The sequence below is a fragment of the Paenilisteria portnoyi genome (assembly GCF_014322795.1).
Classification (GTDB): Bacteria; Bacillota; Bacilli; order Lactobacillales; family Listeriaceae; genus Listeria_A; species Listeria_A portnoyi.
The window spans coordinates 16,111-29,457 of the sequence record NZ_JAASTT010000030.1; the positions used below are offsets into that span (position 1 = coordinate 16,111).

15 protein-coding genes are annotated in these 13,347 nt (G+C 42.8%); 8 read left to right on the forward strand and 7 right to left on the reverse strand.

The features are described 5' to 3' along the window. Positions 1-88: 88 nt before the first annotated feature. Positions 89-565: a divergent PAP2 family protein gene (locus HCJ66_RS15305; RefSeq protein ID WP_222717533.1), complete on the forward strand. Its 477-nt coding sequence runs from the start codon at positions 89-91 to the stop codon at positions 563-565. A 111-nt stretch (positions 566-676) separates the two neighbouring features. Next, positions 677-2,407 (forward strand): SpaA isopeptide-forming pilin-related protein, encoded by a 1,731-nt coding sequence (locus HCJ66_RS15310; protein ID WP_187133923.1) that lies wholly within the window; start codon positions 677-679, stop codon positions 2,405-2,407. Positions 2,408-2,465: 58 nt separating this feature from the next. Here HCJ66_RS15310 and HCJ66_RS15315 read toward each other — a convergent pair whose 3' ends face one another. Continuing rightward, positions 2,466-3,680, reverse strand: coding sequence for an NAD(P)/FAD-dependent oxidoreductase (locus HCJ66_RS15315; protein ID WP_187133924.1), 1,215 nt, complete (start codon positions 3,678-3,680; stop codon positions 2,466-2,468). Positions 3,681-3,964: 284 nt separating this feature from the next. Between HCJ66_RS15315 and HCJ66_RS15320 the strand changes: the two genes are divergently transcribed. After that, positions 3,965-4,960, forward strand: a complete 996-nt coding sequence (locus HCJ66_RS15320) for an FAD-dependent oxidoreductase (RefSeq protein WP_181676866.1) — start codon at positions 3,965-3,967, stop codon at positions 4,958-4,960. Between the two features lie 309 nt (positions 4,961-5,269). Continuing rightward, a complete protein-coding gene (locus HCJ66_RS15325; RefSeq protein WP_187133925.1) occupies positions 5,270-5,896 on the forward strand; it encodes an SDR family oxidoreductase in 627 nt (208 codons plus the stop codon). A gap of 56 nt (positions 5,897-5,952) precedes the next feature. Here HCJ66_RS15325 and HCJ66_RS15330 read toward each other — a convergent pair whose 3' ends face one another. Both HCJ66_RS15330 and HCJ66_RS15335 read right to left on the reverse strand, forming a co-directional pair. Continuing rightward, positions 5,953-6,186: a YuzB family protein gene (locus HCJ66_RS15330; RefSeq protein WP_187133926.1), complete on the reverse strand. Its 234-nt coding sequence runs from the start codon at positions 6,184-6,186 to the stop codon at positions 5,953-5,955. Between the two features lie 18 nt (positions 6,187-6,204). Further along, positions 6,205-6,528, reverse strand: coding sequence for a YuzD family protein (locus tag HCJ66_RS15335; protein ID WP_187133927.1), 324 nt, complete (start codon positions 6,526-6,528; stop codon positions 6,205-6,207). Positions 6,529-7,257: 729 nt separating this feature from the next. On the opposite strand from HCJ66_RS15335, the gene HCJ66_RS15340 reads away from it, so the two are divergent. After that, positions 7,258-7,494: a NifU family protein gene (locus HCJ66_RS15340; protein WP_187133928.1), complete on the forward strand. Its 237-nt coding sequence runs from the start codon at positions 7,258-7,260 to the stop codon at positions 7,492-7,494. Positions 7,495-7,537: 43 nt separating this feature from the next. Beyond that, positions 7,538-8,038: a phosphatidylglycerophosphatase A family protein gene (locus HCJ66_RS15345; protein WP_036077813.1), complete on the forward strand. Its 501-nt coding sequence runs from the start codon at positions 7,538-7,540 to the stop codon at positions 8,036-8,038. Positions 8,039-8,065: 27 nt separating this feature from the next. Here HCJ66_RS15345 and HCJ66_RS15350 read toward each other — a convergent pair whose 3' ends face one another. The 4 genes from HCJ66_RS15350 to HCJ66_RS15365 all read right to left on the reverse strand — a co-directional run bounded on the left by HCJ66_RS15350 (position 8,066) and on the right by HCJ66_RS15365 (position 11,880). Continuing rightward, positions 8,066-9,364 (reverse strand): hemolysin family protein, encoded by a 1,299-nt coding sequence (locus HCJ66_RS15350; RefSeq protein WP_187133929.1) that lies wholly within the window; start codon positions 9,362-9,364, stop codon positions 8,066-8,068. 71 nt (positions 9,365-9,435) lie between these two features. Further along, positions 9,436-10,200: a TIGR01457 family HAD-type hydrolase gene (locus tag HCJ66_RS15355; protein ID WP_343069027.1), complete on the reverse strand. Its 765-nt coding sequence runs from the start codon at positions 10,198-10,200 to the stop codon at positions 9,436-9,438. A gap of 28 nt (positions 10,201-10,228) precedes the next feature. Then, positions 10,229-10,507, reverse strand: a complete 279-nt coding sequence (locus HCJ66_RS15360) for a YutD family protein (protein ID WP_149024253.1) — start codon at positions 10,505-10,507, stop codon at positions 10,229-10,231. Positions 10,508-10,512: 5 nt separating this feature from the next. After that, positions 10,513-11,880: a bifunctional metallophosphatase/5'-nucleotidase gene (locus HCJ66_RS15365; protein WP_187133930.1), complete on the reverse strand. Its 1,368-nt coding sequence runs from the start codon at positions 11,878-11,880 to the stop codon at positions 10,513-10,515. Positions 11,881-12,033: 153 nt separating this feature from the next. Between HCJ66_RS15365 and HCJ66_RS15370 the strand changes: the two genes are divergently transcribed. After that, complete coding sequence (locus HCJ66_RS15370) at positions 12,034-12,873, forward strand: sulfite exporter TauE/SafE family protein (RefSeq protein WP_181676859.1); 840 nt, start codon at positions 12,034-12,036, stop codon at positions 12,871-12,873. After that, entirely contained in the window at positions 12,874-13,248 is a 375-nt protein-coding gene (locus HCJ66_RS15375) for a DUF1634 domain-containing protein (protein WP_187133931.1), read from the forward strand. It begins immediately after the preceding gene. Positions 13,249-13,347 lie beyond the last annotated feature (99 nt).

Here is a 13,347-nt window from a genome sequence, read left to right on the forward strand (position 1 = left end):
GCGTATTTCTAATCTCAAGTAGGTTTCCCTTCCCTTTTCTTGTGGTACAATACTAGTATAACTGTTTGCTAGGGAAGAGGAGATCGCCATGTTCATTAATGTACCTTTAATCGCTTCACTCATTGCTATTTTTTTCGCGCAATTTGTCAAAGTACCCATTCATTTGCTCGTGTATCGTAAAATGCAGTGGAGTCTCATGTTCTCGACGGGTGGTATGCCAAGTTCGCATTCGGCAGCTGTGACAGCACTTATGACAACGCTCGCTATCAAATATGGGATTGATTCTCCTTATTTCGCTATTGCTGTTGTTTTTGGGATTATCGTCATGTTTGATGCTACCGGCGTTCGGCGCCAAGCTGGGGAACAAGCTGTCGCGCTCAATAAATTAGCCCGGGATTTCCATGAATTCGTAGAACACGCAAAAGGACTAACGGAACCAGGACAGGAAGAAAAGCAGAAACACTTGAAAGAAATGCTCGGTCATAAACCAATGGAGGTTTTCTTTGGCGCTTTGACTGGTATTGCGATTGGTTTTATTGTGGATTATTTATTTGGACTTTTATAGAAATACGAGGCGATTCGCAAAAGATGCGGTCGTCTTTTTTTGTCAGTTTTAATGCGCATTGAATGGGGAATAAGAAAATGGATGCGAATAGAAAAGTAGGAGTTGAATTTGATGCTAAAAGGGAATTTAAAATGGCTTTTTGTTGTCATTCTTTTTTTTGTTGTTGGTTTTAGTAGCGTAAAAGCTGATGCGACGTCTAATTTTGCCGATAATAATTGGCAAGTGTCTTGGCTCATTAAAAATGCTGATTTTGAAGTAGTAGATATTGCTGATTTCGGTGTTCATGCTGGCTCCCCCAATGTCTGGTATGTCGATCAAGAAGGCGTCGAAGCTTGGGGAACTTCTAACCCTTCTGGTAGAATTGAGGTTTGGCAAAATGGGAATGGCCAAGGGGTTCCTGCCTATTCGGGAAATAATTTTGTTGAACTAAATTCTGATGCTGCAGGTCCAATCTATCAAGATATAAAAACGATTCCTGGCTCCACCTTAACTTGGAGTTTCGCACACCGAGGTCGTAGCGGCGTGGACTCTGCCGAACTATTAATCGGCGCGCCTGGTAACTTAACACCTATTTTCCTAGCCTCTGATGGACAAGAATGGGGTACTTATTCAGGCACATACATCGTTCCTGCTGGTCAGACGCATACACGGCTTACTTTTGCACCAATTTCTACGTCTACTGGTAATTTGACGATTGGGAATTTTCTAGATGATGTCAATTTGTATATCAATATTGCAGGCGCTCAGCTCGGTGATTATGTATGGCACGATGAAAATGGGAATGGCGTGCAAGATAATGGGGAATCCCCAGCACCCGGCGTCGAAGTGAAGTTATATGACAATCAAGGTTCCCTGATTCAAACACAAACAACGAATGATTTAGGTGGTTATTTATTCAGCGGCTTGCTACCAGGAAATTATGGTGTTGCCTTCGTTAACCCCGATCCTAGTCATTATACTTTTACAAAACAAAAAAGTGGTACCGATCAAGAGCGAGATTCTGATCCAAACAAAAATGGGCGAGCTACTGTTAATGTCCCTACTCTCCGTTCGGAAGTCATAACGATGGATGCTGGGATAACAACGATTGGCTCTGCAATTATTCATAAAACAGACGGTGCTAAAAACTTGGCAGGTGCCGCCTTTGATGTGCGAGATAGTGAAGGAAATCTAATCACGAATGTCACAACAGATGCTAGTGGAATCGCGATGGTTAACAATTTAACACCTGGAACGTATACTGCAAAAGAAACCAGTGCACCGATTGGCTACCAGCTACAACAAACCGTGACTTCTTTTGACATCGCTTACGAACAATCAACTCCTGTCGAGATTAATGTGACAAACCAACTGAAAACGGGATCTGTTGCTGTTCATAAAATTGGCGAGCAGAATCAGCCTTTGCCCTATGCAGTTTTCCAGATCAATCGGAAATCAGGCAGCGAGATTGGAACAATAACTACAGATAAAAATGGTGTAGCTACGATGTCAGGTTTGGTTCCAGGTGACTATGTCTTGACTGAATTGGCGGCACCAGAAGGATATGAGCGCTTGAAGGAGCCTCTCTCTTTCACGATTCCATTTAACCCAACCGAGACGGTGGAATTGACGGTGAAGAACAAGCTAGTGGATACGCCTCCGCCCATCGTGCCGAAGCCGGAAAAACCATCGAAACCTGGAAACCCAACGAAACCTGATACCGTGACACCAAGCAGCACCCCTGTTGAACAAATTACAACTGCAGATACATTACCTAAAACAGGAGATGCTGATGATTTCGTAGTATTGTTTATTGGAATGCCAGCTCTAACAATTAGTATGTATCTTGTTCGACGTAAATAAAAAATAGGACTTGAAAGGAAGCTCACATGCAGCCTCCTTCCAAGTCCTATTTTCGATATTATTTATAAAACTTAAATTTACCTTTATTCATCATGACACCCGTTCCACCAATTTGGTATAACGCGCGGTCATCGATTACTTTTTTCATAACAGACGCTGGGTAGCCTTTCAAGCTTCGACCCATTACGACACCAATCGCATCGTTGTCTCCGATAGAACATACTGTACCTTTTTCGTGATAAACGAATGGTGCTAAATCCGATGCGTAACCTTTTACCAATTTAGCAAGATTCACCGCAGCAATATCCGCTTGTTGCATCGCGATTTGCGCTGTCGGTGGGTACGGACGATCATTTGCAGGGTTAATCATTAACGAGCAATCCCCGATAATCAAAATTTCTTCGTTGCCTGGAACGGTCAAATCGTCGTTTACTTTCACACGACCACGGCCAGCTTCAAATCCAGATGCTTCGATAACGCTATTTCCACGTACACCAGCTGCCCAGATAACAGTTGCCGCTTTGATTTCCACGTCCTCTGTTTCACTTTTCGCATATTTAATACCGTTTGCTGTAGCTTCTTTCACTGGAGTTCCAACGTTAAACTCTACACCACGGTCTTCTAAAACGCCTACGCCATAGTCTACTAATTTTGCATCGAATTGTGGCAACACTTTTGGTGAAGCTTCCATACAAACAATGCGGACTTTTTCACGAGGTACGTCATATTTTTTCACAAGTTCTGGAATGCGGTTTGTTAGTTCCCCTAAGAACTCAATCCCCGTGAATCCAGCGCCACCAACGACGATCGTCAATAGCTCATCGCGTTGTTCTGTTTTCCATTTTGCAAAACTGCCTTCGATTTGAGCACGAATTTTCTTAACAGAATCGATGCTTGTAATCGTATACGCGTATTCTTTCAAACCGCTGATACCGAAAGTTTCTGCTTCCGATCCAAGTGCAATCAGCAAGAAGTCGTACGAAATATCCCCTTTGTTCGTCAATGTTACTGTTTTATCGTCTTTATTGATTTTCTCCACAGTATCTTGAATGAAAGTTGTTTTTGTCGGGTTGACTACTTTCGCGATAGGATACATTAGTTTTTCTGCGTCTAATGTTCCTGCGGCAGCTTCATGTAACCATGTTGTTTCATGATGATAGTCATTTTTGTTCACCAATACTAATTCCGCTTCAACATTCAATTGTTGCAACTTACGCAACGTTTTCAAGCCGCCATATCCAGCTCCCAGAATGACGATTTTTGGCTTACTCATCTGTATCACATCCACTTTCCCATTGTATTTTTCTCACAAAAAACTGCATCAGGTCAAAGCCTAATGACAATTATGTAGATTGCGCTTAAACATCTACGTCTCAAGAAGAAGGCAAAAAGCCCTCACCCTATATCTTAGCTCTTTCACACTTTTTTTTCAAGAGAAGAAGCTCACAATCTGATATAATTCTGAAAAGCTATTGCCATACTGTTTCTGTTGTTTTTATGGTAGAATGGTTTTGTTATGAAAATTCGAGAGAACATTTATTTATAGGAGGTTTTTTTGTGGACGATCAAACAAAAATTTATGATATAACGATTATCGGTGGTGGCCCAGCTGGACTATTCGCGGCTTTTTATGCGGGTATGCGAAAAGCAAACGTAAAAATTATCGAGAGCTTACCTCAATTAGGCGGTCAACTTTCCACGCTGTACCCCGAGAAATATATTTACGATATTCCAGGTTTTCCAAAGGTTCGTGCGCAAGAGCTAGTCAATAACTTGGTCGCTCAAATGAAGCCTTTTGATCCAACCATTTGTTTGGAAGAAGCCGTTGCAAGCGTTGAAAAACAAGCAGATGGCACGTTTGAAATCAGCACAAATCAGGATACTCATTATAGTAAAGCCATTATTATTACAGCGGGAAACGGTGCTTTTCAACCTCGCCGCTTAGAACTAGACGACGCAATGCAATACGAAGGCAAAAACCTGCATTATTTTATCAATGACCTGAGCCGTTTTTCCGGACGCCGCGTAGCTGTTTGTGGTGGCGGTGATTCCGCAGTAGATTGGGCTTTGATGCTAGAACCAATCGCTAAAGAAGTTTCGATTATCCACCGACGTAACGCCTTCCGTGCCCATGAACATAGCGTTGAGAAGCTAGAACAGTCCTCCATTACGGTTAAAACACCATTTATCCCAACCGACATTATCGGCGATTCCGAGAATTTGACACAGATCGTTTTAGAGGAAGTAAAGGGCGACCGAAAAGAAGTACTTGAAATTGATGATTTCATCGTGAACTACGGTTTTGTCTCCTCTTTGGGACCAATTAAAGAATGGGGCCTAGATATCGAGCGTAATTCGATAGTTGTCAATTCTAAAATGGAGACGAATATTCCCGGCATTTATTCCGCAGGCGATGTCTGTACGTATGACGGCAAAGTAAAACTAATCGCAACAGGATTCGGTGAAGCACCAACCGCCGTGAATAACGCAATGAATTACATCGATCCAAAGTCCAGGGTGCAACCGATGCACTCGAGCTCGATGTTTGACTGAAAAATCGAAGTGCTGAGACAGCCCGCTTATGTTGATTTAGTGAATCAATAGGCAGTTGAGCAACGCGAGACTGACAACCTTTTATTTGTTAGAGGGCGCAGTGAAAGTCCTCCTTTGACTTTTACGGAGGCCACGAAATTTCCGAGAGGCTGGCTGTTGAAGCCGGATCCGAAGGCGCTCAATCACGACGCAACACATAAACTATTGCCCACTTTAGTGCTGAAAGATCCCGTTATGTTGGTTCATACAAAACTAACAACCATGCTACTACTAATCAAAGAAATCTAATCCTAGAAAGGAAGTTTTCATATGAACATATTAGTAATAGGAGCCAATGGTCAAATCGGAAAACAAACCGTTGCACTCCTGGCAAAAAACGCAAACTTCAATGTCATGGCTATGATTCGAAAAGAAGAACAACGAGCAGGTCTTGAACAATTTGGCGCAAAAGTAATCATTGCGGATTTAGAAGATGACTTTAGTCCAGCCTACAGCAGCATCGATACCGTTATTTTCTCCGCGGGATCTGGTGGACATACTGGCCCTGAAAAAACCATTGCCATCGATCAAGACGCAGCGATTAGAGCGGTCCATTACGCCGAACAAAATGGTGTATCTCATTTTATCATGGTTAGTTCTGTCGGAGCTGATCAACCAGAAAATGGCCCTGAATCACTCCACCAATATCTCATTGCTAAAGGAAATGCTGATAAGGAGCTCCAACAAAGCAATCTAAATTACACAATCGTTCGCCCTGTCACTCTCACAAACGAACCAGCGACTTCACATATCAGTAATTACACAACAGGTCGCACAACCATTACTCGAGCAGATGTTGCCCTTTTTCTCAGCACCATTGTCGATAATGACAAGGTGTACAACCAAACCTACACCATTCAAAACGGTGATACGCCGATAGATAACTTTATTAAATAAAAAACAGGTTGGTTCAAAAGAGTCATCATGCTCTTTTGGAACCAACCTGTTTTCTATTAAAAAGGATTGTCCTCTAAAAATCGGTAAATATTTGCAACCAAATCTGCCGGCGTCTCTCCTCGAACCACTTCCCCATCCACCAGTGCGAACATAGAAGACGCGCACAAATCGCAGTACGTCAAACAGTCATATTCAATCACATCCAGACTCGCATCAGCATCCAATGTATCAAATGCCTCCTGCGCCCCTGAAGCTAAATTATTCACACAAAACTCCACAATCGGATTCATGATTTCCTCCAATCCAATTTACGCTGGTTGATAGCCACGATCTGTCATCATCGCGTAGATATCCTTCAAACGCGGATTTCCCTCAGCAATAACATCACCATCAATCACAATCACAGGATACATATAATCCTCTTCTACAATCATCGTTGCCATTCGCTTCATCTCAGCATCTTCCTGTGGGGCAAAAATATCAACATATTCCACTTGAAACGGTTGCTCTGGAAATTTACGACCTATCGCTGCACGGAGCCATTCTTCCGTTTCCTTAGAAGATGGAGATCCAACACAACTCGCACAAATATTCGACGATCCATAAACAAAAATTTTCGCTTCTTTTTCCATCTTTGCTCACCTCTCTTTTATTCTACAAAATATAAGCTTCAAAAGCGAGTAAACCGGTTTCTTTATTGAATTATAAAACTATTTCGATATGTAATTGTTGACACGCTATTCTGTCTATATTATACTTACAGATAGTTCCTTTAATGCGTTCAAGTAGTGCATTAAGAAACTATCTATGTTTGTTACCGTGCTTAATCCACACGGTTAACATAAAAGTAACACTCCCTTTTTTAGTCAGATTTACCCATCTGACTATATAAACTTGCCCCATCCCTTCTTGAGCCTTAGGGATGGGGCATTGTTGGGGCTGTTCGAAATGAAATGAGTTACAGCCACAATATAAGAGTGAACGAAGTGAGCTGTTAATCCTTCTACCTACTCTACTATGCAAGTATGGCCCCGCTTCCAACTTCCACCAAACAAGTGGAATGAGGACGCTCTCGTTCGATTTGCGTAAAGCCAAATCTTCGTCCTACGCGAAAGGACGTTTTCGCAGTTTCGCTAGGTCTCAAATTCCAAATAAAATTTATCTGCATTACGAGTAAATGAACAAAAAAATTTTAGCTCTTTCTCAACATAGTTTTCAAATATTTTCATGATTGGTTCCATCTGGCATTCCTTTAGAACCTCCATCTTCTTCTGGACTCTATCCCTTTCTTTTTTTCCTGATGCTGTTATAATAGGGGATATAAGTGAGAATTATTCACAGTTAGGAAGGAGTCGAATGCCATGAATAGCGAGATGTATGCGGAAGTGGAGACTGCTCTTAAGAAATTTAGACCTTTTTTAGTCAGAGATGGTGGCGACTACGAGCTTGTTGAAGTGACACCAGATGGTATTGTAAAAATTCGTTTACTCGGGGCTTGCGAAACGTGCCCAAGTTCAGATATGACGTTGAAAATGGGAATTGAACTCACCTTATCAGAAAAGGTAATGGGTTTTAAAGAGGTTGTTCAAGTTTTTTAAAAGGAAGCTTGTGCCGATTTTGTTTGAGTTGGGAGAGATAGAGATGGTCGAGAAACAAAGTGAACTTGAAAAAAAAGCAAGAGAATGGCTCATAGAACGCGGGGTAACAATCGATGATATCGCCGATTTAGTGCTGTTTTTACAAAAACAATATCATTCTGCGTTAAGTCTCGATATTTGTCGTGAAAATGTGGAACGTGTCTTGCGTAAGCGTGAGGTCCAAAATGCGATTTTAACAGGGATTCAGCTTGATGTTTTAGCTGAGGAAGGCAAACTCGTCCAACCACTCCAAAACATTATCGGTGCTGATGAAGGTCTATACGGGGTGGATGAGATTCTAGCGCTTTCTATCGTCAATGTATATGGCTCGATTGGATTTACAAACTATGGCTATATTGATAAAGTAAAGCCTGGCATTTTAGCAAAATTAAACGAGCATGATGGCGTACAAGTTCATACATTCCTTGACGATATCGTTGGCGCGATCGCTGCTGCAGCCGCAAGTCGGTTGGCGCATAGTTACCATGATGATATCGTACAATAAAATGAAGCAGCATCGCGAGTCTGATTTTTAGACTTGCGATGCTGCTTTTATGACTTCAACTTGGCGTATCGAGTTTTTATTCATGCTTTGAATCGTGAAGCGCCAACCAGATTCCTCCAAGAAATCCCCAGTTTCCAAATCAAAACGTTGATAAAGTAGCCATCCTGAAAGCGTGTGGACGCCTGGACTGCTTAGCTCAATCCCTAACTCCTCTTCCACAGATACAAGTGGTTCATTGCCATCGATAACGAAATGGCCCAGAGCGACCTTTCTAATCCCTTTTGGCGATGTCGCTTCCTCCATATCCCCAACGATAATTTCCATCACGTCTTCCAGCGTAACAAGCCCTGAGGTCCCACCATATTCATCTGTCAAAACAACGAATGACTGCCCTTCTTGCTGCATTTTGAATAGCAATTCCTGTAACTTCATTCCCTCAAAAACTTGCATAATCGGTGTCATAAATTTCTCAATCGGCTGATCTAAAATAGCTAAATCACGTCCCAATCCCGCCATCACAGCACTGACTTGTAGCATGCCCACAATATGATCCTTGTCGCGCTCCTCTGTTACTGGAAAAATATGATACGTCTCTTTTGCAGTTAGCGCAAGTAAATCCCGAACCGAATCAGACTTGCTAATCGTAATCATTTTCATTCGAGGAATCATGACCTCTTGCGCCGGAACATCGTCTAATTTGAAAATATTTTGCATATAGCGAAACTCTTGCGGATTCAGTAAACCTTGCTGATAACTATCATCCAACACAATCTTCAATTCGGTCGGCGTCATCCGGTCCATGTCCTCATTGCCCGACTTCACACCAAATATTCGCGTAATCAAGTTGGCCGAATGATTGAGTAACCAGTTAAGTGGGAACGTTATGTAATACCACCAAATCAGCGGGCGCGCAATGAACATCGCTACTTTTTCGGTGCTGTGAATGGTGAATGTTTTCGGCGCAAGTTCTCCTAAAACCACATTCAAAAACGTAATCAAAATAAAAGCCGTGAAAACCGCGATTGGGCCTTCAATAGAGGCTGGTATTGGCAACACATCAAAAAGTGGTTGTAACCAGCCGCGCATCGTTGCCTCACCGATCCACCCCATAGCAAGTGCTGCAAGTGTGTTGCCTAGTTGGCAGGCTGCGAGATAATCATTCATTTTTGCTGTCACTTGTTCCACATATTTGGCGCGTGGATTTCCACTCAGCACAAGCTGCCGTACCGTGGGCTTTCTAATCGCAACAATCGCAAATTCGCTCGCTACAAAAAAAGCCGTCATCACGATTAAAAATACCACAAAAATATCATTAAATACGGCCATTCCAACATCGCCCCCCTACTTAATAAGAAAAGACGGCACTTTCATTCAAGTAACCACCTTTTTTCGCATCATTATAATTCCCACTCAGACAAGTTCATAACACGATGAATTGGCTGCACTTCTTTTGTCCCCAACTGTTCTGGTGAGGTAAAACCAGTATGCACAATAAGTGTATCGATCCCGTATCTGATTCCCGCCAAAATATCGGTCTCATAATTATCGCCAACCATAATGACACGCTCTTTTTTCACACCAAGTTTCGCGATCGCTTGCTCCATAATAATAGCTTCTGGTTTACCAATGAATATCGGCTTCACGCCTGTAGCAATGGCCACAACAGATGTAATCGAACCATTTCCAGGTAACAAACCACGCTCTGTCGGAATCGCTGCATCCCCATTCGTCGAAATAAACATCGCGCCAGAACGAACAGCCAGGGTTGCCATCGCTAACTTCTCATAGTTGATGTCTCGATCAATCCCCATCACCACAAAATCAGGATTCTCCGCGGTCAGCTCAAAACCCGCTTTCTCGATTTCGTGCCTCACACCTTCTTCGCCGATCAAATAAACCGTCTTTTTACGATCTACTTGCTCCAACATAAACCGGGCCGTCGCTTGCGATGTTGTAAAGACTTGATTTGTCGTAGCTGGAATGTCGAATTTTCGTAAAGTTGCGGCGACCTGTTCTGGCGTTTTTGAGGAATTATTCGTTACATATAAATACGGAATATGTGCCTGATCCAACTTCTCAATAAAGTTCTGCGCCTCTGGTATTGGCTCACTTCCAAGATACATCGTCCCATCCAAATCAATTAAATAACCGTCATATTTCACTTTTCGCCGACCTCTTTCTCGCTTTCGCCTATTTCACTACTTTTTTAATCACAAAATATTTGCATCCAAAATTGCAGTACTCATACAAATACTCTTTTAATGTGCTAATTTTCGTATCATAAGTCGCTTTCCGGTTATCATCATCAAAAAAACCTTTCAAACGAAGCTGGTCATAGCCCCAATCTCCAACAATATAATCGTAGCGCGCCAAAATATCGCTGTATCTCTCCGTCAAAGCCTCTTCGTCAAAAGCCTCCCGGTTATCCTCAATAATTTCATACGTCGTGTTCTGAATCGTAATCATGATTCCAGTCAACCTCCCTCACCGTATTTTTCTTTTAATTTCCATGTCATAACATCGCGTAATAACTCTGGCGTATAAACTTCTTTTTCTGCTACCCGTTTAATAATCGGGAAAAATGGCGCATAGACAAACGTATCGTGCGTTGCCACTCGGTATATTTTCTCTGGGTCAATCGCCACGCCATCCCATAATGCCAAATTTAATTTCATATCAAAAGTCATCCGCTTCGTCAAAATAGTACCGAAAATCTCGCCACGAAAACCGAAGCCGCGCAATGGAATATCGCGTAACTCCTCTTCTTTTTCCGCAATCTCACGAATTAAAACATCAAGCTCGACGCCCGTCATTGAAAGGGCAATAAAATTCAGCGGATGCGGCAACAACTGGTGAATATCATACGCCGTCACAATCCCCTTTGGCAAATCGGTCATATAAATACCTGCATTCGTCAAAAAAGTATCTGCGCCAGTCCACTCACAAGCCGCTTCGTGAAAAAGTTCTGAAATCTCGGAGCTTTTAAACCAATTATGCTCTAGTTGATGCGGAAGTGCAACCACTTTCTGATCTAATTCCGCCATTCCCTGTTCTAGAAATGCTGTCACCTGACTTTCTTCATCCACCGGCGCAGCTAAATCCGCCACCGTGTGCACGCGCGCTTGTTTTGATACCAATTTGCCAGTTGCTTCATCGAATTCTAGCGTCACTTCGCCCACGTATTCTCCCCATCGTCCAGCCGCACCAAGCAAAGCACCGTCCACTTCTTTGCCAGTCTCCAGTAAATGATGCGTGTGCCCTCCTAGAATAAGGTCTATTTCTGGTATTTCAGTCGCAATTTTTTCATCCAATGGCAGGCCAAGGTGACTAAGCAAAATGATAACATCTGCCTGAACCCGGCTAACTTCACGTTTAATCGCTTCTATCGGTTCCGCGATACCCCAACCGAGCGATTCATAGTACTCTGTAAAGCAAGCCGTTGCACCAATGACTGCAATTTTTATAGTATCACGCTGAATATAAATATGCGCTTTCGCAAAATGAGCCAGCTCCGTTCGCTCCAAATCTTCAAACACATTACAGCAAACAACTGGGAACTCCGCCGCGTCATATAGATGCGCTAATTCCTCGTGCCCAAGCGCCGCACCTTCATTGTTCCCGATCGTCACCGCGTCATACGGCAAGCTATTTAAAAGGCCCACATTTCCCTGCCCCATCGAGCCTTCTGTATAAGGATGCACGCGATCAATAAAATCACCAATATCAAAAAATAAATCATCCTGCGCCGCCATCCGTTTTTCTCGTAAAAAAGCAAAGATACGCGGCCATTTCTCCAGATGACTATGAATATCATTTGTATGCCAAATCGTTAAACGCTTCATGGTAACATCCCCTTCTTTCATCTCCCTCTATTGTAGCCTAAATGGTCCCTTTTGACACGTCACAAAACTGCTTTTCGTCCCTTATTTTCCTTTTAAATTACTCAAAAGTGGCGTATGATAGACAGTATACACTAAAAAAGGAGGGCCTATTTCTTGGATATCTATCAAATTTTTGCACTTTTGCTCATCGCTATTTTTGCGGGCGTACTCGGTTCTGTGCTTGGTCTTGGTGGCGGGATCATTGTCACACCAGCGCTTACACTCCTATTTGGCATCGATATTAAATATGCAATTGGGGCCAGCATTATTTCTGTTATCGCGACAAGTAGCGGCTCAGCTATCGCCTACATAAAAGACCGCATCACCAATTTGCGTGTCGGGATGTTTCTCGAAATCGCGACCACACTCGGCGCCATAACTGGTGCTTTTGTCGGTGGACTTCTCTCTGCCACTGCGCTCTATATGATATTCGGTTTCCTACTTCTCTACTCAGCGATCACAATGATTAAAAAGGTCGGCTCAGAATTCCCGACAAATGTGAAGCCCGACCCTATCGCGACAAAATTACGCCTTCACGACAGCTATTACGACAAAGCACTCCGTCAACAAATCGATTACCAAGTCGCGAACGTGCCAGCAGGGTTCGGCGTTATGTACGGCGCTGGTATCGCGAGCGGTCTACTTGGAATCGGCAGTGGTGCCTTCAAAGTCATGGCGCTCGACGTCTTCATGAAAATGCCACTCAAAGTTTCGAGTGCCACAAGCAACTTAATGATGGGCGTCACAGCTGCTGCAAGCGCCACCGTTTACCTATTTCGCGGTGATATCGATCCAATGATAGCAGGTCCCGTCGCAATTGGCGTATTAATCGGCGCAACAATCGGAACCAGAATCATGCAACGCCTAAAAAGCAAAGTCATCCGTCTCGTTTTTATTCCTGTTTTGATTTATGTGGCTTTGCAAATGATTTTAGAAGGATTGGGGTGGATCTAAATGACTGATAAATCAACAACAGATGAGGAAATGCACCGTGTGGAGGCCGTCGTCAGTTCACTCCTTCGAATCGGAGTTATGCTAAGCGCTGCAATCATTCTCGTCGGCCTACTTCTACTCATGTTCACTGGCACAAGCGGTTACCCCGGCACAACCTATCCAACGTCACTAACCGCAATTTTCTCTGGTATAGGTGAATTCAAGCCTTACGCGATTATCATGTTCGGTCTCTTTTGTCTCATCCTAACACCAGTTCTTCGTGTGGTTGTCTCGCTCGTTACTTTTTTGAAAGAAAAAGACTACCTGTACGTTGGTATAACAGCAATCGTCCTTATCATCTTAGTCATTAGTTTTCTAATTGGTACAACAGAATAAATAAAAACAGTAGATAAGCTTTTATGAACTGCTCCCTGTCAAGTAGACAGGCTAAAAAACAAAAAGAAATAATATGACTTGGAACAAAAATACCATATT